Genomic DNA, 24298 nt, shown 5'->3' on the forward strand with positions numbered 1-24298 from the left:
GGGAACCAAACTATTCAGAGTTACGCTGACCGTCCCGCAACTCGCGCAGACTGGGTGCGCCAGGCATGAGATCCGGCAAGTCCGGCAATACGTCGGCTGCGGCGGCGATGGGGGTGACGAGCTGCCGCACCTGTTCTTGGGCACGCCGCGCCGCCTCCCGCGCCGCTTCGGTGGTGGACCGGCCCAGCTGATCGACAGTGCTGCGCAGTGCACCCCTGGCGAACCGCACCTCGGTGGGCACGCCGGCAGAGTCGACGGTCACTTCCACCAGGCCATCCGACGAGGACGCGGTGTAATGCGCCGTAACCAGCTGCTGCTGGATCTCGCCCAGTCGCACACGCTGCTCGGCGAGTACATCGAGCATCTGGTCGACCTGCTTGCGCATTCCGAAGGTGGCCGAGTGCAATTCTTCTCGCTCCCAGTGATCCATCGGTATACCTTTCCCGATTCCGACCGCCATGCCTCGTCGCGCGGCGAACCTGCGCACCCGTGCGCCGACGGCGCTGCCAGCGCTGCGCCTCCACCATTAGCAGAACAACAGCGCGACCGCGACCGCGCGTAGATCAAGGACATAGTCGGTCATCCGATCTGGACAACCCCCAGAGAAAAGCGTCATCAGTGCACCACGCTCGTACACCGCGTCCTGTGTCGGTGCGCGTTGCGAGCGCCACCGGCAGACAGACGGGTCTGCTGAATCGCGTCGGGTGCGTGTGGCACGGCGGCGAACATGGCAGGACGCCGGGTGGGCCGTACGCGGTTCAGAGCGCGTCGAATCTGTGTACAGGAGATGCCGGGATCGCTCGAGATGGACTGGCCGCCGCGGTTCGCGCGACCCAGATTATCCCCAGATCAATAGGATCGAATCCGATAGTTCAAAGTTGGAACATACCAACCGGTTCGACAGTGCGGTGGTCTTCCTGACATACTGTCGGCGCGCAGGCGGTTCTGCGCGCAGCTGGTTTCGTCGGACACCCGTCCGGTCCACTGCTTGACCGCCTCGCTTGCTGGAGGCCTCGGCGCCGTGCAGCCCTGTGCACGCCGCCCGCGCACGACGAGGGCCAGCCCCGAGGGGTGGCGGGCCGGTCGTGCCCGGCGGCGCTCGGAGGGGAAGTGCCGCCGGCGAGGATCCTCCCAGCCCCGGGGCAGGATAACTGGACCGTTCGCTCTGATCAATAGCAGGTCAGCGGCGTCAACGGATCGGCGGCACGTGGTGTCAACGCGTCATAGGCGGAGGCAATCGCCTTGACCGCCAACCGCAATTCGGGCTCGGGGTGGGTGAACGGTAGTCGCAGGAATCGTTCGAAGGCGCCCTGCACGCCGAACCTCGGTCCCGCGGCGAGTAATACCCCGTGGTTGGGCGCCGTCGCGGCCAACGCGGTCGACACCGATCGAGGCAGCTGTGCCCACACCGACATGCCGCCGGAACCGACGCTCACCCCCCAGTCCGGCAACTCCTCGGCGAGCGCATCGAGCAGAGCGGCGCGCTGCGAACGCAGTTGGTCGCAGCGGCGATCGAGGATGACCTCCGCGTGCTCGAGCAGATGAACCGTGGCCAACTGGTCCATCACGGGCGTGCCGAGATCGACCGTGGAGCGGATGCCGAGCAGTTTGGTGATCAGCGACTGATTGGTGCGAATCCAACCGACGCGCAGACCGCCCCAGAACGATTTCGAGGCCGAGCCGATCGTGACGATCTCCGCGCCCTTGGCGAACGCCGCCACCGGAGGCGGCGGCACGTCGTCGCCGAGCCCGAGATCCGCCATGGACTCATCGATCACGATGGTCATCCTGGTTTCCCTGGCGATGGCGGCCAGCTCGGCGCGGCCATCGGCGCCGAGCAGCAGGCCGGTCGGGTTGTTGTAGTCGGGTACCAGGTAGGCCAGCGTCGCCGCGGTCTGCCGTGCGGCGCTGCGGATTCCGTCGAGGTCCCAGCCACCCGCGGGGTCTTCCGGGCGCAGCGGCACCGGCACCGGGCGGGCACCGACATCGCGGATGGCCTCGATGGCGTTCGGATAGGTCGGGTGTTCGATGAGCACCCGGGCGGCGGGTGCGGTGAGTACGTTCAACAACAGGCGCAAGCCGTGCTGGGCGCCGAGTGTGACCAGGATCTGGTCGGGATCGGTCGGCAGACCGCGCGCGGTGTAGCGGCGAGCGATCGCCTCGCGCAACGCGAGCACACCGACCGGATCCATGCCATGCGTCCCGAGATATGCCGGAATCCCTTCCAGCGCAGTCGAGTAGGCCTCCTGCATCTCCAGCGGAGCAGCCATGGCGGCGTAGGTCATGTCGATGGTCGGCAGCTCGGGCGAGCCCATCGTCGCGAGGATGCTCCTGGCCGGCTTGATGCCGTCGTGCTGCACGTCGCGCGGCAGCGCCACCGTGCTGCGCGAACCCTGACGGCTGATCAGGTAGCCATGGTCACGCAGCAGCGCGTACGTGGAGGTGATGGTGGTGCGGCTGACCCCCAGGGTGGCGGCGAAGTCACGCTCACTGGGCAGCGCGACGCCCAACGGCGCGCGGCCGTCATGGATCAGCAGTCGGATACCCTCGGCGAGCGCCAGATACGCCGGGCGCGCGGGCCGCCGCCCGGTCGAATCACTCTCACCGTCGTCGTTCCGCCACTTGCCCAGATCGCGAGCCAGACTGCCCGCACCGATCACTCTCGTCGCCATACAGGCCAGTATTGACCAATTGGATATTTATTGACAAGGCCAGTCGGACGGATGCTCTCCCTCATGACTTTCCTCGCTGCCCTGCTCGTCGCCGCTTCATCCGGCTATCTGATCTATCGCTTCGCACCGAGACGTGCGGAGCGAGCCTTCCGGCTCGAACGCTTCCACCCACGCGCACTGGCGTCCGACCGGCCCCTCTCCCACTACGACTACCAGCGGAGATACTCCGATCTCGCCGCGATATATGGGCGCAACGACGTGCCGGACCGGGGCCTCCCCGACACCGAGGAGGCCGTGCGACCGATCAGCGGGTCCGGACCGGTCGCACGGAGCCGGAAACCCGGCTCACCAGCATCAGTCCAGTGCGGCGGTAGCACGCACAAGACCACGCGCTCGCCGGTGATCGTTCCGGCCGACCCAGCGGCGGAGCCGCTGTCGATCGGCGACTTCAGCGATGCGAATCAGGCCAGTGTTGGATAACTGGCCTGGTCAGCTGAAACCTGTCGGTCCTCGGGTGCAGACTTGGCTCATGAGTGACTCCACTCGCTCTGCCCCCGCGGTCGACCGCACCGCCATCGCGCCGGTGCTCCCCGACCGTACGGCAGCGCCGACCGACCGCCCTCTCGCGGCAGCGCTGTTCGACACGGTGATCGGCCCTTGCGCGATCGCGTGGAGCGGACCGGAGGTGATCCGGTTCCAGCTCCCGGAAGCGAGCCCGGCCGCGACTCGCGAACGCATCACTCGCCCGCGCGCCGGAGAGCAGGACGAGGAAGTCCAAGAACAGCCGCCCACGGCCGCGATCGCCGAGGCGATCGCGGGCATCCGTGCCCACCTCGCGGGCGAACTCGACGATCTGCGGTGGATTCCCGTGAACACCAGCGGAATACCGCAGTTCCACCGCGCCGTCTACAATGTGACGCGCGCCATCGATCCCGGCCGCACCCTCAGTTACGGCCAGGTCGCCGAACGCGTCGGCGCGCCGGGCGCAGCCCAGGCCGTCGGGCAGGCGCTGGGCCGCAACCCGATTCCGCTCATCATCCCGTGTCATCGCGTGCTCGCGGCCGACCATGCGTTGCACGGATTCTCCGCGCCCGGCGGCATCGACACCAAACAGCGGTTGCTGGCGATCGAGCGCACATCAGGGTTCGGCGAGCCGACGCTGTTCTGAGCAGGCCCGCGCTCGTCTCCGGCGAACGCTCGGTCCCTTCGCGCCCGCACCCAGGGGCTATTCGTGATTCCGAAGCTCAGCCACGGACGGAACCCGCCCAGCTCAGTTGATCGGATGCTCCCGGTAGAACGTGCAGGCCTCCCCGGTGATGTAGCCGTCCGCACAGCCGAAGTACGTCTGGATGCAGGAGTTCGACGTGCACCCCAGCTCGATCAGCTTCTGTCTGATTCGGGAGCTTCGCTCCTGTGGGGTCTCCGACCTCGGGGTCGCCGATATCGGGCTGATCGCCGACGGTGTACCGGGAATCGGCGCTCGCGGCCCGTCGGAGCAGCCGAGCGTCAACGCCATCCCGGCCGCAACCGTACAAACGCCGATGAGAATCCGCACCATCCGTCCCCAAACGCACCGAAGAAAACCCTGGTCGCGTCAGCCTAACAACCAGGGCGTCGCGCCGAGGACAAGGCGCGCCCGCGCGTGGAGACGTTGTCCGCGGCAGACTCTCACCAGGCTCTGGATTCACCGCGCAGCACAGCGCCGAGCGCGTCGCGATCAGTGACGTCCACCTTGCTGCAGGCACGATAGAGATGCCCCTCCACCGTGCGTACCGAGACGGTGAGGCGGTCGGCGATCTGCCGGTTGGACAGCCCGGCCGCGACGAGATTCGCGACCTCGCGTTCCCGCGCGGTCAAGGGCAATGGTTGCGCGGCCTGCCGAAGCGCAGGCGTGCTCGCTCCGCCGCACGCGGCGGCGAGGCGGTTCGACCTGGCAGCGCATTCCAGCAGTCTGCGCCGGTCCCCGGCCCGCTCATAGGCCGAGGCGGCCTGCGCCGCCGCGTCGGCCGCCGACAGCATCGCTCCGATGTGCTCGAATTCCGCTGCGGCGGCATCGAGGCCGGGGCCGTCGTGGGCGGCGAGCGCAACCGCGTGCCTCGCTTGTGCCCGCACCAGCCGTCCGTCTACTCGAACCGCCAGGTCGGCCAGCCGTCCCGCTACCGAGTGGTCGCCGAACCGGGCCGCGGTGTGCAGGGCCATCGCTTCGATCGCGTGTTGTTGCGATCCGGCCGCCGCGTCGGCGGCGGCCAACGCGATCCGGACAGCCAGGGTGACGGCGCCTTCCGCCGCGGCAAGCCAGGCGCGGGCGAGATCGAGTTGCGGCTCGTAGACCGCGCAGTGCCGGCCGCCGCGCGCGATGGCCTCGGCGATCGACTCGGCGGCTTCGGTGGCACGGCCGAGCGCCGAGTATGCCTCGGCCAGACGAATCCTTGCCGGGAGCATCCAGGCGGCCGCGCCTTCCGCCGCCAGCGCGGCCAGCGCCTGTTCCAGGTGCTCGATACCATCGGGGAACCGGCCCTGCGCCACGTCGACGGTGCCCTGCAGGATCTTCGACATGCCCCACGCCAGATACTGCCCCGGCGCGGAGTAGCCGAAATACGCTCCGGCACAACGACGCGCGGCATCGAGATCGCCGGTGAACGTCAGTGCGAGCACTTCGGCGTGCGTGGACATGAAACGGTTCAGCCCGTCGATATGCTCTTCCACTGCGCGACCGCGCGCGGCGTACCGCCTGGCCGCTTGGCCCTTGCCCATCAACGCCAGCGCGAGGCCGCCGCCGAACGCGGCCCACCACACCGCCCACGGCGGCGCGTCCTCGGTGGTCATGACCGCTTCCGCCGCGGCGAACGCGTCCTCGATCCGGTTCTCGTTCACCGCCGACGCCGAGGCGAGACCATCGAAGATCATCCCGATCTTCGGATGCTTCAGTTTGCCGCGCACCAGCGTCAGCACGTCGTCCGCGCGGTCGGCATCGCCCATCGCCCACAGCAGATTCGCCACCCTGGTGCTGCCCCAACGCGCGAGCTGTACCTCGTCGAGCTGGTCGGGGTCGAAGCCGGCCAGTATGCGCTCGGCCTCGATGCGATGCCCCTGCCACAGCAGCGCCCGCGCCAGCAGATCGGCGGCCTCGACGCCGCCGCTGCGCTGCACCGCGGCCCGCGCGAAACGTTCGCCGAGCGGGAGGTTCGCCAGCCCGATCGCGTCGGCTGCGGCGGCCTCGAACAAGGCCGAATCCGCGGATTTGTCGCTGTCCAAAGCCAGTTCGGCCAGTCGGATGCGGTCGGCGGCGGAGTTGATCGGCCGCTGTTTGAGCGAGGAATACAGACGACCGCGCAATCGCCGCGCCGAGACGATACCGAGCCTGCGCCGGATCACCTCGCCGAACAACGGATGGTTGTAGCGAACGACCAAGTGGTGCGCATTCTCGACCACCCGGATCACGCCACGGGATTCCGCCGCTTCCACGGCGTCCTCACCGGCCAAGTCGACGAGCACGTCGAGATCGATCGGCTCACAGAAGGTCAGCAGTTCCAGCACCCGAAGCACCGATTCGGGCAGCTGCTCGACCCGATCCTCCAGCAACGCGGCCAGTTCCGAGGTCACCGCGGTCCGGCCGCGCAACTGCCACACTCCGTTGACCTGACGCAGTGTGCCCGCCTCCAGCGCTCCCTCCACCACATGCCGGAGGAACAGGGCATTTCCGGCGGAGGACTCCCACATCAGATTGGCGGTGAACCCCTCCAACTGCCCGCCCACCATCGATTCCACCAGCTGCACGCTCTGCCGCTCGGTGAACGGACGCAGATCGATGCGCAGCAAATGGCCGTCTTTCCACAGCGAGGTGACCGCGTCGGGCACCGGAACCGCGCTGCGGACTGTGACCACGATATGCGCGGCCTTATCGATGGCCAACTGCAACAGCAAGGCGGCCGAGAGCTGGTCGAGCAGATGGGCATCATCCACACCGATGACGGTGTGCCCGTCGGCGAGCAGCGCCTCGCGCGCGGCGGACATGAACGTCACCGGATCGTGCGCCGTCGAGACGCCGACCATATGCGCGAACACCCCCAGCGGAATGCCGCGTGCCGACTCGGTGCCCGCCACCCAACGAATGGTGCCGCCGATCGCGGACGTGGCCTGCCGAGCCAGTGTGGTCTTGCCCACCCCGGCATCGCCGGTGAGTACCACCCCGGCCTGCTCGGAACCGGTCAGCGCCGCACTGATCGCCTCGAATTCACTGTCGCGCTGGATAATCGGCCAGTTCCGAGCCATGCGCTCACTGTAGTTCTTCACCGATCATGATCGAAGCCTACGAAGCGCGCCCGGTGACGCGTTGTTCGTGATCGCGCCGAATTCCCGCAGACCACACCGACCTCGAACAGGTTCTAGCCCAGCACGTCGTGGCGGACGATCGTCTGGTCACGGCCGGGACCGACGCCGATGCAGGACATCCGGGCGCCGGACAACTCCTCCAACCGCAACACGTACGCCTGCGCGTTCGCCGGCAGTTCCTCGAACGTGCGCGCGCCGGAGATGTCTTCCCACCAGCCGGGCATCTGCTCGAAAATCGGCTTCGCGTGATGGAATTCGGTCTGGGTGGTGGGCATCTGTTCGACCCGCTCGCCGTCCACGTCGTAGGCGACGCAGATCGGCACCGTCTCGAGACTGGACAGCACATCGAGTTTGGTGAGGAAGTAGTCGGTGATCCCGTTGACGCGGGTGGCGTAACGGGCGATCACCGCGTCGAACCAGCCGCAGCGCCGCGCCCGTCCGGTGGTGACCCCGACCTCACCGCCGGTCTTGGCCAGATAGGTGCCGAACTCGTCGAACAGCTCGGTCGGGAACGGGCCGGAACCGACCCTGGTCGTGTAGCACTTCAGGATGCCGAGCACCGTATTGATCCGGTTGGGCCCGATGCCGGCGCCGACCGCCGCGCCGCCGGAGGTCGGATTCGACGAGGTGACATACGGGTAGGTGCCGTGGTCCACGTCCAGCAAAGTGCCCTGCGAACCCTCCAGAAGCACGGTCTCACCGCGTTCGAGTGCCAGGTTCAGCCGCAGCCGCGTGTCGGCGATGCGGTGTTTGAACCTGTCGGCCTGGTCGAGCACCTCGTCGACCACCTGTTGCGGGTCGAGCGCGCGACGGTTGTAGATTTTGACCAGCACCTGGTTCTTGAACTCCAGCGCGGCTTCGACCTTCTGGGTGAGGATCTTCTCGTCGAGCACGTCCGCGATACGGACGCCGACCCGGGCGACCTTGTCCTGGTAGCACGGTCCGATACCGCGACCGGTGGTGCCGATCTTCTTGTTGCCGAGGAAGCGTTCGGTGACCTTATCGATGGCCACGTGGTACGGCATGATCAGGTGCGCGTCGGCCGAGAGCAGCAGGCCCGTAGTGTCCACGCCGCGCTCTTCCAGCCCGGCCAGCTCGGCGAGGAGCACACCGGGGTCGACGACGACGCCGTTACCGATGACATTTGTCACGCCTGGTGTGAGGATCCCGGAGGGGATCAGGTGCAGGGCGAAATTGTCCCCATTGGGCAGGACCACGGTGTGTCCCGCGTTGTTGCCGCCTTGGTAGCGGACCACCCACTGCACCCGGCCGCCGAGTAGATCGGTCGCTTTGCCCTTACCCTCGTCACCCCATTGGGCGCCGATGAGGACGATTGCCGGCATGGTCGTGTCTCCTACGGTTCGACAGGCAACACTGGACGTGTTGCAGCTACCTGCCGTATTGAGGCGGTGGCCGGAAGGGCAGTCTAGCCGACCCGTCCGAAGCGGCGCGGCGTCGGATCTCGTCGTAGGCTCGACAACCGTGTGGTCGAAGCCGTGCAGGGCTATGGTTGCACGGCACGCCGAGCGGCGGCGCGGCGTAAACGGGAGCGGACCGCGGGGTTCGCCCCGAAGTGGCGAGGGGCCCGACGATGTCGGCTCGACCGAGGAGTGTGTACGGCAGTTTGAGTACCCGAGTTCTCCGCTGCGACGGCGCACCCGTTCCCATCGCACTCGCGGCCTTGCCGACCACCCAGACGGCCGCCATCCCCGACCCCGCCGGAATCGACGAGCTACTTCCGGTGCTGGCCGCCGACAGCCGGCCACGCCTGATCGTGCTCGGTGCGGACGCCGCGCTCGCCGCGGTCCTCACCCATCTGATGCGCACCGAACGGCTCCACGTGGAGATCGGCTACGTGCCCGTCGACAAGACCCACGGCTCTCGCGTCTACCAAACCGGTACCGGCAACGCCGCCGCCAAGCGCGCCATCGAGGGCCGCGCCGTCGAGACGCCACTGATCAGGGACGACACCGGCAAGGTGCTCGTCGGCCGGGCGCGAATCACCGGTGTCGGCGAGGAGAAGCTGGAGGGCGAAGCCTACGTCGACGACACCCAATTGTTCTCTGGCAATGTGAAGGCCATGCTCGTCTCACCGAGCCTCGAACTGCCCGGCGTACAGGCGACCGTGCAGAAGGGAATCCGCAAGCGTCGCTGGCTCGACGGGCGGGCCGCCCAGCTCGGCGCTCACGGTGCGATCGTGACCAGAGACGGTGTCCGCGCCGACCGGCCCGTGCCCCGCTCGAGCTTCTACCGGCACCACGAGTCGTGGTTGTTGGTCCGATGACCTCTCCGTTCCCGATCGACCGCAGGCGGCGCGCGATCCGGCCGAGCCCGGTCTTTCTGCTCGTGATCATCCTCACGGCGGTCGGCGGAGCGCTGGCCTGGGGCGCCGCGGTCGACTCGACCAGAGCCAAGGTCGGGGTGTTCGTGTTCGTGGTGTTCGGCTGGGTCGTCACGCTGTGTCTGCACGAATTCGCGCACGCGTACACGGCATGGCGCGCCGGCGACCGCGAAGTCGAGCTGCGCGGGTATCTGACGCTGAACCCGTTGAAGTACAGCCATCCGCTGCTGTCGATCGTGTTGCCGATGGTGTTCATCGCGCTCGGCGGAATCGGCCTGCCGGGCGGAGCGGTCTACGTGCACACCCACAACGTCGCGCCACGCACACAGCGGATCATCAGCGGCGCCGGGCCCGCCGTGAATGCGCTGTGCGCGGCGCTGCTGCTGGTGGTCGTCCGGTTCGCCGGCAGCGCGAGTTCGCATCCGGCGTTGTGGTTCGGCGTGAGTTTTCTTGCGTTCCTTCAGATCACGGCGGCACTGCTCAATCTGATCCCGCTGCCCGGTCTCGACGGCTACGGCATCCTCGAGCCATCGCTGAGCTACCGGACCCGACGCTCGCTCGACCAGTTCAAGCCGTTCGGCATGCTGATCCTGTTCGCGCTGCTGTTCACGCCTGCCGTCAACCAAGTGTTCTTCGACGCGGTGTACGCGCTTTTCGAACTGTCCGGCGTTCCGGCGAACTGGTCGCGATACGGCAGTTACCTGACCCGCTTCTGGACCTGATCCGACGCGGCTCGGTACGGCGCGTGCGCGGACGGGACACCGATAGCGCGCTGACCGCAGATCACCGTGCGAACTCATCCGGCCGCGAGCCGATCCCCGCACCCGGCGTGCTGTCCGAATCTCGCGGAGTTGTTCCGGTCAGGACTCGGGCGGCACGTACGGGTTCTTGACCGTCGGCGGCAGCAGGGCCATCGCGGAGATCCGCTGCAGGCCGCACACCTGCATCAGGTCGACGAGCGTCGAACGCACCTGCGCGAACACGACGTGCGCGGACAGGCCCGCGCCCGCCAACAATTCCGGTCGCGCGGCCTTCGCGACCGAGCGCAGCACGCGGGCGGCCTCGGCGCGATCGGGCTGCTCGCCGGGTTCGGCCAGCATCATGCGGCGCACCACGTCGACAGCTTGACCGAGCCGCTCCACCTCGTCGATCAATCCGGGGTCGAGGATCTCGTCGTCGAGGACCAGCGACAGCGAGCGCCGCAACAGGACTCGGGTATTGCGGACGGCATTGTCGAGCGGATCCGCGGTGGCCCTGATGCGCTCCAGGCGCGTGCGGGAGTTCCAGTACAGCGGCGAGATCCGGCTGATCTCGCGTCCGCCCTCCAGTGTGGCGCGCAACGAGTCGATCTGCGGTTGGGTCGCGCGGACCGCGGTGAGCGCGCGGCGCAGCTTCTCCGGGTCCTGTTCGAGCAGTCCGTCCGCACACTCGGTGATCGACTTGCCCATGACGCCGAGGATTTCGGCAGCCAGCGTTTTGGCGCGCCGTACCGGATGCAGTGGGATCGCGGCGACGACCACCACGCCGACCAGGCCGCCGACCAGCGCGTCGATCATCCGGGAGAAACCGCCGCCCGCCGAGGGCGGAAGCAGCGTGGCGACCAGCACCGCGGAACCCGCCGCCTGCATCGTGATGATCGAACCGCCGTCGAGGAACACCGCCGCGGCCATCGCCACCGCGACCACCAGCGCGATCTGCCACACGCCGGTCCCCGCGTGGGAGACGAACAGGTCACCGATGCCGATGCCCACCGCGACACCGACCACCAGCTCGACCGAGCGTCGCAGCCGGGCGCCGAATGAGATGCCGATCGACACCACCGCCGCCGTGGGGGCGAAGAACGGCAGTGTGTGACCGATGACGTGATGCGCGAGGAACCAGGCCAGCGCGGCGCCGACCGCGCACTGGATGATCGGTAGTACCGACTTCCGCAGCCGCGCCCACGAGGAGCGCAGCCGGACAATGCCGCTCGCCCGGACCGTGCCGACGCGAGTATTCAGGTCGATCAACTATCCGGTTATTCAGTCGAGGCCGAGTTCCGCGGCCGCACGGGGGTCGCAGTCTTCGAGCAGATCCAGGCAGCGCGCGTACTCCTCGGTCTCGCCGATCGCTTTGGCCGCGCGGGCCAACGCGCCGACGCTGCGCAGAAATCCACGGTTGGGCGCATGACTCCAGGGCACCGGACCGAAGCCCTTCCAGCCGTTTCGACGCAGTAGGTCGAGGCCGCGGTGGTAGCCGGTGCGCGCGAAGGCGTACGCGGCGACGATGTCATGATTGACCGCCTCGTCCTGGCTTTCACCGCGGGTCAGCGCCGCCTCCGCGAGGTAGGCCCAGGCGATCGAGGCGGACGGATGGTCCGCCGCGACCCGCACGGGATCGGCGTTATCGAGGAGCGCATCCTCGGCATCGGAGATTTCGGGTAGTAGTACCGGTTGCGGTCCGAGCAGATCACCGAACGAGGTCATGCGGTTCATTGTGCACCGCTGGCCGATTTGCTCGTTAGGCTGGCCGTCGACTTCAACTGTTCCGCGAGCGAGGGGTGTGCGTGTCCGACCCGAACGACGAGAAGATCCCGGCGCGCGATGGCGCCCGACCGGCGGACGCAGCCGGGGCCGACGCCGTCACCGAACGTGCCCCGGTCGCCGGAAAGGACGATCGGACCGTCCCGGCCGCGACCTCGCAGTCGCCCGCCGGACAACGGTCGGATGCTGCGGCCGGGGCGGCGCGGCAAGGATCGACCGGCACGGCCGCGGCAGGCGGTGCGGCGAACAAGTCCGGTGCGGGATCGAAACCTTCCGCGGCCGCAAGCGGCACACCATCCGGCGTGCCCCAGGTCAGCACCCCGGCCAAGACGCGTGGCGCCACCGGTACCGGTCGGGTCGCCGGCCCGAAGAGCGCGTCATCGACAGCCGCCGCCGCGGCGACCGGCAGCGCGGATACCACGAACGCACCATCCTCCGATCCCACGATCGCCCCTGCTCCCGGCGCCGGCGCGCCCAAGTCGGCGGCCACCACGAACTCATCCGAGTCGGGAGCTGCGGCCCGCACCAGTTCCGCCACATCCGGCGCCGCGGGCCGCACGGACGTTGCCGCCCCCAAGCCGAAGAGCCCGAGCGCCGCCGCGAGACCCGGTGGTGCGGTCGACAACTCGACCCGCACACCGGCCGACGCGGCGAACCGAGCCGCGCCCGGATCGCCCCCTCGCGCCCAGGAAGCCACAAACGGGCCCGACGCGGCAATCCCTGGTTCGGCGCGCACGGGCACAGCCGCCTCCGGGAGTGCCGGTAAGGCCGGCGCGGCGACAGATGACTCGGGCGAGCGCCGCAGATCCGGCACAGCGGAGCCACATTCGAAGCCTGGCGTCCCAGCGGATCGCGCCCCCGGGAACGGTGCGGAAGCGCGAACAGCGGCGATCGACCGCACGCCCGCCACGTCGGCGAAGCCAGCAGGAGCCGGCGACAGCGAGACGTCCAAATCCGCCGCGGCTGCCTCGCGGGCCGGATCCGCACCGAGCGCGGCGCCGACCGAGGTGATCAAGCGAGGCCGAGCGGCCGCCGACAGCGCGCCGGATCCATCGACCGGCGCGGCCTCACCGAGTGGTTCTACATCGAAAAATGCTGCGGCACAACCGAACCGAACCGCGACAGCGAGCGGCGGTGTCGACCGGCCGGGTGCCGGAACCGCGGCAGCGAGTTCGGCGGCAGCTGACACGACCGCGGAGCGCACGGCCACGCCCGCGAGTGCGCCCACTTCGGCCGACCGGGCCGCGTCGAAGAGCGGACCCGCAGCACCGAACACCCCGGCATCGAACGCGGCAAGCGGACCCAAGGCAGCACGCGATCAGCAGTCCTCAGCCGACCGCGCCACAGCGAAGAGCGGCACGGGCGCAACAGGCACCCCGGCATCGAAAGCGGCAAGCAACCCCGTAACAGCACGTGATCAGCAGTCAGCGGGTGTTCCAGCCGTTCCTGCGGACGCGGCCGCCCCGAGTTCCGCACAGGACAGCGAAACTCCAGCTGGCAAACCAGCGCCCGCGAGCAAGACCGTGTCGCCGAGCGGACCCCCGTCAGCCGACCGCCCCACCGCGAAGAACAGCCCCGCAGCACCAAGCGGTCCCCCCTCGAAGAACAGCCCCACAGCACCGAGCGATCCCGCGACAGCACGCGGTAAGCAGCCGAAGGATGGTCCGGCGTCGGCAAGCAGCCCCGCTGTCACGGGCAGCGCGGCAGCGGGCGCCACGGCAGGCGGACCTGGAACCGCGGCCGCCGAGGCGGAGACTGCGGCGATCGCACAGAGCGCCCCGGGACAGTCGGGCGGCGAAGATTCCGCGACCGTGGTGATGCGCAGACCGCAGGCACCGAACAAACCCGCCGGCCAGAAGACCGGCCGGGCGAGCGCCGAAACGCCAGCCGCACAGGATGATTCGAACCCGCCCGGTTCGGACGCGGTGACCATGGCGATGCCGGTGGTCAACCCGGAGGACGAGAAGACCGTCGTCCTGCCGATCCAACGTCCCGCCGAGGGCGGCGGCAAGCCGGGCACCGATCGGGTAGTCGCGCCCGCCGGGGGGCCCGCGCCGATCACCAAACCGCCGACCACACCGCGTCCGGCCTCCGGGCCGAAGCAGCCCGGACCGCAGGGGCCGTCGGCCCCCCCGCAACCCGCACCGGGGCCGGGCGACGAAACCCATGTCGCACCGCAACCCCCGCCGGGCAAGCCACGGCAGGTGGCGACGGCTCCCTCACCCGCAGACGTCCAGCAAACTCTGCCCGCGCAGTCGCTGGCGGGTCCGCGTCCACCCCAGCCTCGGCCGATGGCACAGCCACAGCGCATAGCGCCACCACCGCAGCGAACCTTTGGCGGCGCGACGGCGGTGACCGAGCGGCCGCAACGGTGGCTGATCGCCGCGGGCGCGGCGGGTGCGTTGGTGCTCGTGCTGGTCGCGGTGATGGTCGCACTCGTCGTGAATTCGGGCGACAACTCCCCCGAAGCCCAAGTCCGTGCCGCGATCACCGACTACACCCGGGCGCTGAAATCCGGCGACCTGCCCAGTCTGCGCGCGACCACCTGCGGTCCACTGCACGACTTCTATCAGGGCATCCCCGCCGATCAGTTCGCCGGCGTGCACAAGCTATCGGTGGAGCGCAAGAATATCCCGGTGGTCGGCAGCATCGATGCCGTCCGCATCACCGACGCGACCGCCATCGCGCAGGCCACGGTGTATACCGAGGCCGACCCGGCAAAGCGGTCCGCACGCACCTTCGACCTGCAGCGCACCGACAACGGATGGAAGGTCTGCGATCCGCCCTCCGGCACGCAGTAACTGCCGCGTAACGCGATAGCAAACGTGCATCGATGCCTGGTCGCGCATGTCACATAGACCTGGTCAGCGGTCCGGTTCGGCAGTAGCATGGCCCGGATCATGGGCAGGCAACAAACGATGGCGCGGCCGGGTGTCGAAGCGGTAGAGACGGTGCAGCGGGCCGGACAGCGGTTCCGGGTACCCGATCACTACGAGGTCGGCCGCGAGAAGGTTCGGGAGTTCGCCCGTGCGGTACAGAACCATCATGGGGCGCATCAGCGGGAGGTGGCCGCCCGCGGACTGGGCTACGACGGGATCATCGCGCCGCCGACCTTCGCATCGGTGATCGGTATGACTGGGACGCGGGCGCTGCTGGATTCGGTGCTCATCGACTACGACCTGTCCCAGTTTCTGCAGACCGACCAGGTCTTCGAGACCTACCGGCCGATTCTCGCCGGCGATCGGCTCGACAGCGAGATCCTGATCGAATCGATCCGTCAGTTCGGCGACAACGACTTCATCGTGGTGCGTTTCGCGCTGATCAACCAGCACGGCGAGGTCACCATCGTCGGATCGACGACGATCGTCGCGCGACGCGGCGCCGAGGTCGACGCGAAGCTCAACGACGTGGTGGAAAACATCATGATGCAGGAGCGTCCGACCGCATCCGAGACGGCGCAACCCGATGCGCCTGCCGGCGACGTGCTGATCCCGCTCGGTATCAGCCCGCTGACCGAGCCAACGGTCGGCGCGAGTGCGCCGGTGCACACACTGCCCGCCTTCGACCAGCTCACAGTCGGCGACGAACTGCCCGGCGACACCTTCCGCCTGACCCGCGGTGACCTGGCCAACTACGCCGGTGTCTCCGGCGACTCCAACCCGATCCACTTCAGCGATCACGCGGCGCAGGTGGTAGGGCTGCCGACCGTCGTCGCGCACGGCATGTTGACCATGGGTCTGGCCGGCGGGTATCTGACTTCATGGCTGGGCGATCCGACCGCCATCCGGAAGTTCAGTGTGCGTTTCTCCGGCTTTGTCCCGGTGGCGGCGGACGCGGCGAGCGCGGTGGATTTCACCGGCCGGATCAGGTCGATCGACCCGAGCACTCGGACCGCGACCATCGTGCTCGGCGGGACCTCCGAAGGTCGCAAGCTGTTCGGGCGCGCGCTCGCCGAGGTCCGGTTCAGCTGACGCGACAATCGGATCAGTCGAGCCTGGACCGCATCAGGTAGACGTTGTAATCGCTCCAGGTCGAAATGGTGAAGTAGAAGTCCGAGCCCGACGACCACGGATGGATGAATCCGCCGTACAGCTCCGGGTAGTCCTGCACGGTGACTGTCGGCGTGCTCTCCGACCACGCTCCCTGGGGTGAATTCGCTTCGCGGACCACGATGGCGGCCTTGGCCGTGTCCAAATAGCTCATCTGCCAGACGTCGCGAGCAGCGTCGTAGCGCACCGAGAGTTCACCGACCGGACCATTCACAATCGGTGTAGCCGAGGCGGCGCCGCCGACCGGGGTCCAGCTGCCGTCGCGCCAGTATTGGTAGGCCGTGGTGTTGAGGAGCTGATCCTTGGGCACCCTGGCCAGTCCGACCGCGCCGAGGCGGGTATTGGGCGTACCGAACATGTACACGTGGTCGCCGTACGGAACCATCGCGCTCACTTGGAAATTCGCGAGACCGAAGATGTTGTCCCAGCGGGCGTGCGGGTCCTTGGTCCAGGTCTGGCCGTGGTCGTCGGAGTAGGCGATGCCACCGTAGTTGGTGAAGAAGGTGCCGGGAATGCTGTTCCAGGTCCGAATGGACATATAGCTCAGGTACTGCCGGTCGCCGAGTGCGAAGCCGGCGGTAGGAATGGTGGTGACCTCGACGTTGTCGAGCTTGCGGCTGGAGAGCACTTCGGCGGCATGGCAGCGGTCGTCGGTGACCATGCGATCGAAGGTCATCCCGTCGGCCAGGTCCCGGTCCGTGCTGAAGGCCAGCACGTTGCTGCGCCAATCCATCCCCATGCCGCCGGGCGGGTGGAAACCGCGCCCGACGGTGTCGCCGAACGCGCTCGCGATCTCACCCGGCGCGCTTTCCCACATGATGCCGAGATCGGTGCCGTCCACCTGCCAGCGCTTGTCGGTGCGGTTCACCGAGTTCGCGCCGGTCAGCTTGGCCACTTCGTGCGCGTGCGAGATGCGCGGCGCGGGGCGCGCGGGCGCGAGCGCCGCAGGCTCGACCGGCGGCGCTACCGGCGCGGGAGGCGGCGGAACCGGCCCGGGATCCGGCCCCGGACCCGGAATCGCGAAATGGAAAGGCTTGGGATTCAACAGGACTTCCGGGATGCCCAGCAGCGCCGCGATACCGGGTGGCGTACCGGGCAGATCGGTGAGATCCGGACACGGATCGGCGCACGGGTCCGGCGGCAGTTCCATCCGCGTCCGGGTCGGCGCGGGCTCCGGCGCCTGCGGTGGAAGCACGGTGATCACCGGATACGGAATCGGCACTTCGAGCGTCTTGGGCACCAGCCCCTCGTGCGTCGGTCGCGGATCGGTCGCGCACGGACCTGTCCCGGATGCGCCAACGACGGGTCCGGAGTCGGTCGACTCCGGCGCCGCGGCGGCCGGTCGGTCGACGTACAGCAACGCCCCTGCGCCGACTACCACCGCGCCGAGCAAGGCCATCCATCGCACAGCCACAGGCACCCCTCGAAATTCGTCGGTCAGGAGCCACGAACCACGAACCAGCGGACCGACCTTACCCTGTGCGAGTGCCGCACATCGGCATGCGGCACGCACTCATCGCGGCTCGGCCCGCCGACCGCCGCCGACTCATCGCCGAGGGCAGCCGCACGGGCCGAGCACGTTCCCGATTTATCCGCGCCGAACTGCTGAGGGGGCGAGCAGGATCAGGCGCCGATCGAGCGGCCCGCGGACTTCAGATCCTGGCACGCCTCGACCACCCGCGCCGCCATCGAGGACTCGGCCTTCTTCAGGTAGCTGCGCGGGTCGTAGGCCTTCTTGTTGCCGACCTCGCCGTCGATCTTCAGCACGCCGTCGTAGTTGGTGAACATATGCCCGGACACCGGGCGGGTGAACGCGTACTGGGTGTCGGTGTCGACGTTCATCTTCACCACCCCGAACCGCAGAGCGTCATCGATCTCGGACTTCAGCGAGCCGGAGCCACCGTGGAAAACGAAGTCGAACGGCTGCGCGTCGGCGCCGAGGCCCAGTTTGGCCGCTGCCACGCGCTGCCCTTCGGCCAACACCTCAGGCTTGAGCACCACGTTGCCCGGCTTGTACACCCCGTGCACGTTGCCGAAGGTGGCGGCGAGCAGGTACTTGCCGTTCTCGCCCGCGCCGAGCGCGTCGATGGTCTTCTCGAAGTCGTGGGGCGAGGTGTAGAGCTTTTCGTTGATCTCGGCCTCGACACCGTCCTCTTCACCACCGACGACGCCGATCTCGACCTCGAGGATGATGTTGGCCGCGTGCGCGGCCTTCAGCAGCTCCTGCGCGATCGCCAGGTTCTCGTCGATCGCAATCGCGGAGCCGTCCCACATGTGCGACTGGAACAGCGGGTTCCGGCCGGCGTTGACCCGCTCCTGGGACAGGGCGATCAGCGGACGCACGAAGCCGTCCAGCTTGTCCTTCGGGCAGTGGTCGGTGTGCAGCGCGATGGTGATGTCGTACTTCGCGGCGACGACGTGTGCGAACTCGGCCAGTGCGACCGCACCGGTCACCATGTCCTTCACATTCTGGCCGGACGCGAATTCCGCACCACCGGTGGAGACCTGGATGATGCCGTCACTGCCCGCATCCGCGAAACCCTTGATCGCGGCGTTGATCGTCTCTGACGACGTGCAGTTGATCGCCGGGAAAGCGAAGGAGTTGGCTTTGGCCCGACCGAGCATCTCGGCGTAGACCTCCGGAGTCGCGATGGGCACAGTGATGACCTCCGTGTTGTTGCGGCCGTGTTATTGCGGCAAAGACCTACTTTGTCGACCATCACCCTAAGGCAGCGGTGTTGCGCCTGGTGTGCAGGGCGGGAGTGCACCGCGACCGGCGGGTAGTTTTGCGCTCGGCGAGAGGTTTCTCAGGTATTACCGGTACTGTGAGACCGGTAATTGCGCTGGCAGCTTCCGACGCGGTGGCAAGCGATGCAGACCAGCCGTATCGGGACAGGAGGCCATGTGATTCTGCAGGCAGCGACGGAATCGGTGACGAGCAATATCGCGCTGACCGAATTGCTGGATCCGATGCACCTGCTTACGGAGACGTGGCTGAAGAACGCAGTGCTCCCGGCGATCCTGGTGATCGTCTTCATCGAGACCGGTCTGCTTTTCCCGATCCTGCCGGGCGATTCGCTGCTGTTCACCGGCGGTCTGTTGTCGGCGCAGCCGAGTCCGCCGGTGTCGGTGTGGGTGCTCGTGCCCGCCACCGCATTGGTCGCCTTCGCCGGTGACCAATGCGCGTATTGGATCGGCCGGGCGATCGGGCCCGCGCTCTTCCACAAGGAGGACACCCGTTTCTTCAAGAAGCACTACGTGACCCAGACGCACGAGTTCTTCGAGAAGCACGGCCCGAAGACGATCATCATGGCCCGGTTCGTGCCGATCGTGCGGACCTTCATGCCCGTGCTGGCCGGAGTATCCAAGATGGACTACCGCAAATACGTCGCCTTCGACATCGTCGGCGCGGTCCTGTGGGGTGGCGGTATCACGATCCTGGGCTACTTCCTCGGCAATGTCGCCTTCATTCGGGACAACATCGAGGGGATTTTCCTGCTCATCGTGTTCGTGTCGGTCCTGCCCGGCATCACCGCGGTGGCGCGCAAGCTGCTCAACCGTGGCACACCCGACGTGGACAGAGCTGAGCCGCAGCTGACCGCGTCGGTGAACGACCCCCATCGCTGAGCCGGTGTCCACGGCGTCGTCGCCCCTCCTAGCAGTGGGCAGTTTCGATCCGCTGCTGTCGGCGGGCCCAGCGCTCGTCTGGACAGTGGTGTTGACCTTCGTCTTCTTGGAATGCGCCGTGATCCTCGGCCTGTTCCTGCCCGGCGACTCCATGCTGATCACCGCGGGCATCGTGATGGCGTCGCACGCGTCCGGTGAAGCGCACGTGTGGGCGCTGTCGGTCGGCGCGATGGTCGCGGCCGTCGCGGGCAACCAGGTCGGATACGCGATCGGGCACCGCACCGGACACCATCTGGTCGCCCGCAAGAACGGCAGATACATCAACGTCCGCAACCTGCAACGGGTTGCGGAGTTGTTGCATCGACACGGTTTCGTCGCGGTCCTGATCGCGAGGTGGATTCCGTGGGTGCGCACACTGTGTCCATCGGTGGCCGGCGCCGCGCGGATGGACCATCGCAAGTTCACCGTGGCCAGTACCATCGGCGCGATCATCTGGGCACCGGTGCTGCTGCTCATCGGCTACTACGCGGGCAGTTTCCTGGAGCGGGTGTCCTGGCTGATGCCGATCGTCATCGGCACGCTCGTGGTGGGCCTGATTGTCGGAACGGTGCTGGGCGTGCGGCACTATCGGCAGGAAATGGCCCAGCCCGCAGAGGAATTCGCGTTCGAATCCGCACCGACCGGTGCGTTGAATACCGAGGCCTGAGGGGCGGGGGGGTCAGAGTCCCGCCGCGCTGACCAGGTAGGCGGCCTCCATCAGCAACCAACCCGACAGCTGCACGGAGAGATCGCGTTCCGGGACCTGCGACGAGGTCACCGAACCACCAGCGGTGAAGGATCCCGCTCCCGCGCTGCCACCCGGAAGTGTGGCGGGCTTGCTCCAGTCGTACCCGAACAAGGGCTCGCCCTCGACCTCCAGCCGGTTCGCCCAGGCAGCCGTGGCCGACGCGTGGACGATCGCGGCGGCGGCGCGGCGGTCGGCCACCTGCTGCCGATCCTCGCCGGGCAGCATCACCGCCACCACCGCGAGATAGCGCGCCAGAATGCCGTTGAACAATCCGCCGTCGCCACCGCCGCCACCGTGCACGACGCCATCGGTGGTCATGTGTTCCTCGACGGCGGCGAGCAGCCGGCGCACCCGGTCGGTGTGTCTGGACTCGCCGGTTTGCACCGCCAACTCGGTTTCCAGTCCGAGCACCACGCCTTGGCAGTAGGTGAAGACGGGCCGCTCGATCGCTCCCGAGGGTAAGTGGATGCCATCGAAGATCAGCCCGGTCTCCGGATCGCGCAGCGTCTCATCCAGCCAGTCGGCCGTCTCTTGGGCGCGCTGAATCCGCCCGAGCCGTAACAGGGCGATACCGACCGGCCCGTTGGCGGGAGCGTTGAAATAATCCGAGCCGATGCGCCATGGCACGCCGCCGCCGGTCTGTGGCTCCCAGCCCGCGAACAACTTCTTCTCCAGCGCGACCAGCGCGCTGCGCACATCGGTGCCCTGGGTGCGCTCGGCGCGTTCCAGCGCGATCGCCAGCCAGGCCATGTCGTCGTAGTAGCGGTTGGTCCAGCCGGTGATATTGCGGAGGCGATGTGAGCGCGCGAGGGCGGCGATCCGCTTGCGGCGCACCGGAGTCGGGATCCGGTTGGCCGCGTCGGTCGCGCAGTCGATCAGATGCGCCTGCCACCAGTAGTGCCACGAGCCGAAAACCCGCTCCCGCTTGGTCGCGGGCCAGCCGACGACCCCCAACTCCGAGCCGGGCAGCGCCCACAGCGGGCGCAGGTGGCGCGAAATTATCGCGGATTCGGCCATGTCCGCCCGTTCGGACCACTGCGCCGCCGGCACGACGGCGTTGCTGCCCGAGTGTGCACAACGGGCCGGCGGACGCGGTGCCGCGGACGGCGGGGGCCGATCCCCGCGCTGCGCGCGCGCCACCTCGATATCGTCGCTCCGCGAGGTCATGGATCAATGGTGCCAGGACCGGACATATTTACGCGCCCGATTTGTTACGAAAGTGATGTGAAATCGTTCCGGCGCCGCCCATCGCAGGAAGATCTCCGGTTCACGGCGCGGGCCGACCTGCGAACTCACCACGCCGTCGTGAGGTCGGCGTGTTGACGGACCCACGCGTGCATCGCGATCCCGGCGGCCACGCCGGCGTTGATACTGCGGGTGGAACCGAACTGCGCGATCGACACCGTCATCGTCGCGGCGTCTTTGGCGTGCTCGGTGACACCCGGACCTTCCTGACCGAACAGCAGCAGGCAGGTACGCGGTAGCGCGGCCGTCTCCAGCGGGATCGAGCCGGGCACATTGTCGACGGCAACCACCGTCAGACCGGTGCGTTCGGCGAAACCCAGCAGTTCTCCGATGTCCGCGTGGTGTTCGATGTGCTGGTAGCGATCGGTCACCATGGCGCCGCGGCGATTCCACCGGCGCCTACCCACGATGTGTACGGCCGCGGCGGCGAAGGCATTCGCGGTACGGACCACGGTGCCGATGTTCGCGTCGTGACCGAAGTTCTCGATCGCGACGTGGAACGGGTGGCGACGCCGGTCGATATCGGCGACGATCGCCTCGCGGGTCCAGTACCGGTACGCATCGACCACATTGCGACGGTCGCCGCGGGCCAGCAGCTCAGGGTCCAGGCGCGCATCGTCCGGCGGCGGCTCGGCGTGCTCGTCCACCCACGGTCCGACGCCATGCGGATGCGCGCCCCACTCCGTCGGCCCGGGTAGGTCCTGTTCCGCCGTGTCCGGCACTGGGTAACTCACGTCGACGATGCTAATTCCGAGCCACAGCACCCAGAACGGGAGGCGACATCTGCATCGAACTCGACCTGCCGCCCTCGAACACCGCCATCACCACGAGGAGGCGGGCATCGCGACTCGAGGGCCGAGTTCGAGCTGTTGTGTCAGCTACCTGTGCGAGACTGACCACACGCGGTATCCGTGTGGGGAGGGAGGAAGCGATGACCGTCGAAGTGCAATGGCCTGATCATCTGCTGACCCTGGAGGACTGGATCGCGCTGCCCGAAGACAGCAGCCGCAGCTACGAGCTCGTCGAGGGGGTTCTTGTCGTGTCACCGAGGCCGGTGTCGCACCATCAGCGCGCGATCTGGCGCCTTGCCGCGCAGTTGGAACCACAACTACCGCTCAGTCATGGCGTGCTCACCGAATCCGAAGTGGTGATCGACTCGGGGCCGTACCCGACCATTCGCGTTCCCGACGTACTTGCCGTGCCCACAGCAGGTATCGACGCCAACCTGGCTCGCTGGAAAGCAGTCGATATTCTGTTGGCCGTCGAAATCCTTTCGGTCGGATCCAAGCGCACCGATCGAGTCGCGAAATTCTTCGAGTATGCCGACGCCGGCATCCGCTACTACTGGCTGGTCGATCTCGACGAGCCGGCCAGCCTGATCGGCTACCACCTGATCGACGGTAATTACGAACTGGTGGCCGAACACAGTGAGCGAGCGACGCTGGATCTCGCCGGGACCCCGATCACGATCGACATCGCCGCATTGACCAGCAATCGTGTCGCCCCTTAGCGCCGATTTCCCGCCGCTACGCGCCTATTCTGGAGGTACGGCAGTCGGGGTGGAGGCTGGTATGGATCACGCGCGGATATTGCGCACGGTGCTCGGGGTAACGGCCGGGTACCTGGTATTGCTCGCGTTGTGGCTGGGGTGGGTGGTGGACCGGACGCCCCCGGGGACCGCGCCGTATCAGGTCGTCGCGCTGGTCGGGCTGTTCGGTTCGTGCATCGGGATCGGGATGATCCTGGCGGGGCGCCCGTCGAAGGCGGACCGGCGACTGTGTCGACATGGCCTGGAAGGCTGGGCGACCGTCGAAGGCGTGCATCCGTTGCAGCGCACCGACCATCACAGCGAACTCACCGAGCTGGATCTGGCGTTGACCGTGCCGGGTTCCGAAAGTTACCGGGGAACCGTCATTTTCGATGTGACACCGGCGGATACCGCCCGGCTCGCGGTCGGCGAGACCATCTCGATCCGCGTCGATCCAGCGAACCGGGATCGCATCATTCTGATGCTGTGACCGTGGCCGGAACGGCCACCTTCCCATGCGCCTTCGGGTCGGCGAGCAGATATTGAGCGGCCGCGTAGGTCGCCAGGATCGCACCCTCGGTCACCCGGCGGGCACGCTGACCACGCGCGAACAACCGCCGCAGCACGATGAGTCCATCGGAGACGGTGAACAGCAGCGCACCGAGTCCCAGTCGACTGCGTGGATCCGCGCCGGGAACATTCACGCCGGCAATGTTTCTCGCCGCGGGCGCCAGCGTGGGATCCGAGGCCAGCACAGCGGCGGTCCCCAGCGTGACGCCGTACGCCGCGAGCGGCGCGGCCACCGATGGCGCTTTTGCCCGCAGCAACCCGGCCGCGCAGAGCCATGCGGTCAAACGCGGCGCCACGACCTCGGCGGTAGGTCGACCGCCCATCCGCCACCACAGTGTCGAGTAGCCGGCTTGCATGACCGCGAACGACGAGGCGCCCGCGATCAGCCGCCGGTCGTCGTCCGGGTCGATGAGCAGGATGTCCCCCACTGTCGCCGCCCCGAGCGACCCGATCAAGACGGTGCGCTCAACAGGCGCCAACGAGCTGCCCGCGGTGGCGACGTCAGCTGCGAGCAGCGGCATCAGCAGCGGTTTCGCGAGCCACTGTGCCTTTGCCCGCCCGGTGACGGCGCCGTAGACGGTCACGGCCGCCGCGGCGAGAAATGCGGCTCGCAACGGGCGCATCG

General features: G+C 67.9%; 22 protein-coding genes. 10 read left to right on the forward strand and 12 right to left on the reverse strand.

What is annotated here, in order from left to right:
* Positions 1-10 precede the first annotated feature (10 nt).
* Both AB0B25_RS16935 and AB0B25_RS16940 read right to left on the reverse strand, forming a co-directional pair.
* Positions 11-430 carry a YbaB/EbfC family nucleoid-associated protein gene (locus tag AB0B25_RS16935; RefSeq protein ID WP_357179822.1) on the reverse strand — a complete coding sequence of 140 codons (420 nt, stop codon included), beginning with the start codon at positions 428-430 and terminating at the stop codon, positions 11-13.
* Positions 431-1169: 739 nt separating this feature from the next.
* Positions 1170-2672 (reverse strand): PLP-dependent aminotransferase family protein, encoded by a 1503-nt coding sequence (locus tag AB0B25_RS16940; RefSeq protein ID WP_357179824.1) that lies wholly within the window; start codon positions 2670-2672, stop codon positions 1170-1172.
* A gap of 63 nt (positions 2673-2735) precedes the next feature.
* Here AB0B25_RS16940 and AB0B25_RS16945 point away from each other — a divergent pair, with 63 nt between their 5' ends.
* Positions 2736-3152: a hypothetical protein gene (locus tag AB0B25_RS16945; protein ID WP_357179827.1), complete on the forward strand. Its 417-nt coding sequence runs from the start codon at positions 2736-2738 to the stop codon at positions 3150-3152.
* Between the two features lie 49 nt (positions 3153-3201).
* Complete coding sequence (locus tag AB0B25_RS16950) at positions 3202-3840, forward strand: MGMT family protein (RefSeq protein ID WP_357179830.1); 639 nt, start codon at positions 3202-3204, stop codon at positions 3838-3840.
* A 500-nt stretch (positions 3841-4340) separates the two neighbouring features.
* Here the strand turns inward: AB0B25_RS16950 and AB0B25_RS16955 are convergent, their stop codons facing one another.
* Positions 4341-6944, reverse strand: coding sequence for a LuxR C-terminal-related transcriptional regulator (locus AB0B25_RS16955; RefSeq protein ID WP_357179833.1), 2604 nt, complete (start codon positions 6942-6944; stop codon positions 4341-4343).
* Positions 6945-7057: 113 nt separating this feature from the next.
* Positions 7058-8347 carry an adenylosuccinate synthase gene (locus AB0B25_RS16960; protein ID WP_357179836.1) on the reverse strand — a complete coding sequence of 430 codons (1290 nt, stop codon included), beginning with the start codon at positions 8345-8347 and terminating at the stop codon, positions 7058-7060.
* A gap of 281 nt (positions 8348-8628) precedes the next feature.
* Here AB0B25_RS16960 and AB0B25_RS16965 point away from each other — a divergent pair, with 281 nt between their 5' ends.
* Both AB0B25_RS16965 and AB0B25_RS16970 read left to right on the forward strand, forming a co-directional pair.
* On the forward strand, positions 8629-9288 hold the full coding sequence (locus AB0B25_RS16965) for a hypothetical protein (RefSeq protein ID WP_357179839.1): 660 nt from the start codon (positions 8629-8631) through the stop codon (positions 9286-9288).
* Positions 9285-10067, forward strand: coding sequence for a site-2 protease family protein (locus tag AB0B25_RS16970; protein ID WP_357179841.1), 783 nt, complete (start codon positions 9285-9287; stop codon positions 10065-10067). Before AB0B25_RS16965 ends, AB0B25_RS16970 begins: the two co-directional genes overlap by 4 nt.
* Before the next feature lie 138 nt (positions 10068-10205).
* On the opposite strand, the gene AB0B25_RS16975 is transcribed toward AB0B25_RS16970, so the two are convergent.
* The 3 genes from AB0B25_RS16975 to AB0B25_RS16985 are packed head-to-tail and all read right to left on the reverse strand — an operon-like array spanning position 10206 to position 13173.
* Positions 10206-11354 (reverse strand): FUSC family protein, encoded by a 1149-nt coding sequence (locus tag AB0B25_RS16975; RefSeq protein WP_357179844.1) that lies wholly within the window; start codon positions 11352-11354, stop codon positions 10206-10208.
* Between the two features lie 12 nt (positions 11355-11366).
* Complete coding sequence (locus tag AB0B25_RS16980) at positions 11367-11810, reverse strand: DUF3151 domain-containing protein (RefSeq protein ID WP_357069550.1); 444 nt, start codon at positions 11808-11810, stop codon at positions 11367-11369.
* A gap of 52 nt (positions 11811-11862) precedes the next feature.
* Positions 11863-13173: a hypothetical protein gene (locus AB0B25_RS16985; protein WP_357179847.1), complete on the reverse strand. Its 1311-nt coding sequence runs from the start codon at positions 13171-13173 to the stop codon at positions 11863-11865.
* Between the two features lie 511 nt (positions 13174-13684).
* Between AB0B25_RS16985 and AB0B25_RS16990 the strand changes: the two genes are divergently transcribed.
* Together AB0B25_RS16990 and AB0B25_RS16995 are read left to right on the forward strand one after the other, a co-directional pair.
* A complete protein-coding gene (locus AB0B25_RS16990; RefSeq protein ID WP_357179991.1) occupies positions 13685-14668 on the forward strand; it encodes a hypothetical protein in 984 nt (327 codons plus the stop codon).
* Positions 14669-14767: 99 nt separating this feature from the next.
* Positions 14768-15838 carry a fused (3R)-hydroxyacyl-ACP dehydratase subunits HadA/HadB gene (locus AB0B25_RS16995; protein WP_357179850.1) on the forward strand — a complete coding sequence of 357 codons (1071 nt, stop codon included), beginning with the start codon at positions 14768-14770 and terminating at the stop codon, positions 15836-15838.
* 13 nt (positions 15839-15851) lie between these two features.
* Here the strand turns inward: AB0B25_RS16995 and AB0B25_RS17000 are convergent, their stop codons facing one another.
* Together AB0B25_RS17000 and fbaA are read right to left on the reverse strand one after the other, a co-directional pair.
* Entirely contained in the window at positions 15852-17330 is a 1479-nt protein-coding gene (locus AB0B25_RS17000; protein ID WP_357179852.1) for a DUF4185 domain-containing protein, read from the reverse strand.
* Between the two features lie 209 nt (positions 17331-17539).
* Entirely contained in the window at positions 17540-18580 is a 1041-nt protein-coding gene (fbaA, locus tag AB0B25_RS17005; protein WP_357179994.1) for a class II fructose-bisphosphate aldolase, read from the reverse strand.
* 306 nt (positions 18581-18886) lie between these two features.
* Here fbaA and AB0B25_RS17010 point away from each other — a divergent pair, with 306 nt between their 5' ends.
* Positions 18887-19543: a VTT domain-containing protein gene (locus AB0B25_RS17010; protein WP_357179997.1), complete on the forward strand. Its 657-nt coding sequence runs from the start codon at positions 18887-18889 to the stop codon at positions 19541-19543.
* A 34-nt stretch (positions 19544-19577) separates the two neighbouring features.
* Positions 19578-20249: a DedA family protein gene (locus AB0B25_RS17015; RefSeq protein ID WP_357179854.1), complete on the forward strand. Its 672-nt coding sequence runs from the start codon at positions 19578-19580 to the stop codon at positions 20247-20249.
* 12 nt (positions 20250-20261) lie between these two features.
* Here AB0B25_RS17015 and AB0B25_RS17020 read toward each other — a convergent pair whose 3' ends face one another.
* Positions 20262-21347, reverse strand: coding sequence for a glycoside hydrolase family 76 protein (locus AB0B25_RS17020; protein WP_357179999.1), 1086 nt, complete (start codon positions 21345-21347; stop codon positions 20262-20264).
* A gap of 275 nt (positions 21348-21622) precedes the next feature.
* The gene (locus AB0B25_RS17025; RefSeq protein ID WP_357179857.1) at positions 21623-22309 is read right to left on the reverse strand and encodes a TrmH family RNA methyltransferase; all 687 of its coding nucleotides are present in this window, start codon (positions 22307-22309) and stop codon (positions 21623-21625) included.
* A 197-nt stretch (positions 22310-22506) separates the two neighbouring features.
* Here AB0B25_RS17025 and AB0B25_RS17030 point away from each other — a divergent pair, with 197 nt between their 5' ends.
* Positions 22507-23085 (forward strand): Uma2 family endonuclease, encoded by a 579-nt coding sequence (locus AB0B25_RS17030; protein WP_357179859.1) that lies wholly within the window; start codon positions 22507-22509, stop codon positions 23083-23085.
* A gap of 61 nt (positions 23086-23146) precedes the next feature.
* On the forward strand, positions 23147-23593 hold the full coding sequence (locus AB0B25_RS17035; protein WP_357179862.1) for a DUF3592 domain-containing protein: 447 nt from the start codon (positions 23147-23149) through the stop codon (positions 23591-23593).
* On the opposite strand, the gene AB0B25_RS17040 is transcribed toward AB0B25_RS17035, so the two are convergent.
* Positions 23577-24296, reverse strand: coding sequence for a lysoplasmalogenase (locus AB0B25_RS17040; protein ID WP_357179864.1), 720 nt, complete (start codon positions 24294-24296; stop codon positions 23577-23579). The genes AB0B25_RS17035 and AB0B25_RS17040 overlap by 17 nt on opposite strands.
* Between the last annotated feature and the right edge of the window lie 2 nt (positions 24297-24298).

Origin of the sequence: Nocardia sp. NPDC049190 (genome assembly GCF_040648115.1) — a bacterium.
Classification (GTDB): Bacteria; Actinomycetota; Actinomycetes; order Mycobacteriales; family Mycobacteriaceae; genus Nocardia.

Excerpts from the sequence above, each read along its gene's own strand:
- AB0B25_RS16940 (WP_357179824.1), bottom strand. The coding sequence starts at position 2,672 with ATGGCGACGAGAGTGATCGGTGCGGGCAGTCTGGCTCGCGATCTGGGC.
- AB0B25_RS17040 (WP_357179864.1), bottom strand. The coding sequence starts at position 24,296 with ATGCGCCCGTTGCGAGCCGCATTTCTCGCCGCGGCGGCCGTGACCGTC.
- AB0B25_RS17010 (WP_357179997.1), top strand. The coding sequence starts at position 18,887 with ATGCACCTGCTTACGGAGACGTGGCTGAAGAACGCAGTGCTCCCGGCG.
- AB0B25_RS17030 (WP_357179859.1), top strand. The coding sequence starts at position 22,507 with ATGACCGTCGAAGTGCAATGGCCTGATCATCTGCTGACCCTGGAGGAC.
- AB0B25_RS16980 (WP_357069550.1), bottom strand. The coding sequence starts at position 11,810 with ATGACCTCGTTCGGTGATCTGCTCGGACCGCAACCGGTACTACTACCC.
- AB0B25_RS16935 (WP_357179822.1), bottom strand. The coding sequence starts at position 430 with ATGGATCACTGGGAGCGAGAAGAATTGCACTCGGCCACCTTCGGAATG.
- AB0B25_RS16990 (WP_357179991.1), top strand. The coding sequence starts at position 13,685 with ATGCGCAGACCGCAGGCACCGAACAAACCCGCCGGCCAGAAGACCGGC.
- AB0B25_RS16945 (WP_357179827.1), top strand. The coding sequence starts at position 2,736 with ATGACTTTCCTCGCTGCCCTGCTCGTCGCCGCTTCATCCGGCTATCTG.
- AB0B25_RS16955 (WP_357179833.1), bottom strand. The coding sequence starts at position 6,944 with ATGGCTCGGAACTGGCCGATTATCCAGCGCGACAGTGAATTCGAGGCG.
- AB0B25_RS16950 (WP_357179830.1), top strand. The coding sequence starts at position 3,202 with ATGAGTGACTCCACTCGCTCTGCCCCCGCGGTCGACCGCACCGCCATC.
- AB0B25_RS16970 (WP_357179841.1), top strand. The coding sequence starts at position 9,285 with ATGACCTCTCCGTTCCCGATCGACCGCAGGCGGCGCGCGATCCGGCCG.
- AB0B25_RS16960 (WP_357179836.1), bottom strand. The coding sequence starts at position 8,347 with ATGCCGGCAATCGTCCTCATCGGCGCCCAATGGGGTGACGAGGGTAAG.
- AB0B25_RS16995 (WP_357179850.1), top strand. The coding sequence starts at position 14,768 with ATGGGCAGGCAACAAACGATGGCGCGGCCGGGTGTCGAAGCGGTAGAG.
- AB0B25_RS17020 (WP_357179999.1), bottom strand. The coding sequence starts at position 21,347 with ATGGCCGAATCCGCGATAATTTCGCGCCACCTGCGCCCGCTGTGGGCG.
- AB0B25_RS17035 (WP_357179862.1), top strand. The coding sequence starts at position 23,147 with ATGGATCACGCGCGGATATTGCGCACGGTGCTCGGGGTAACGGCCGGG.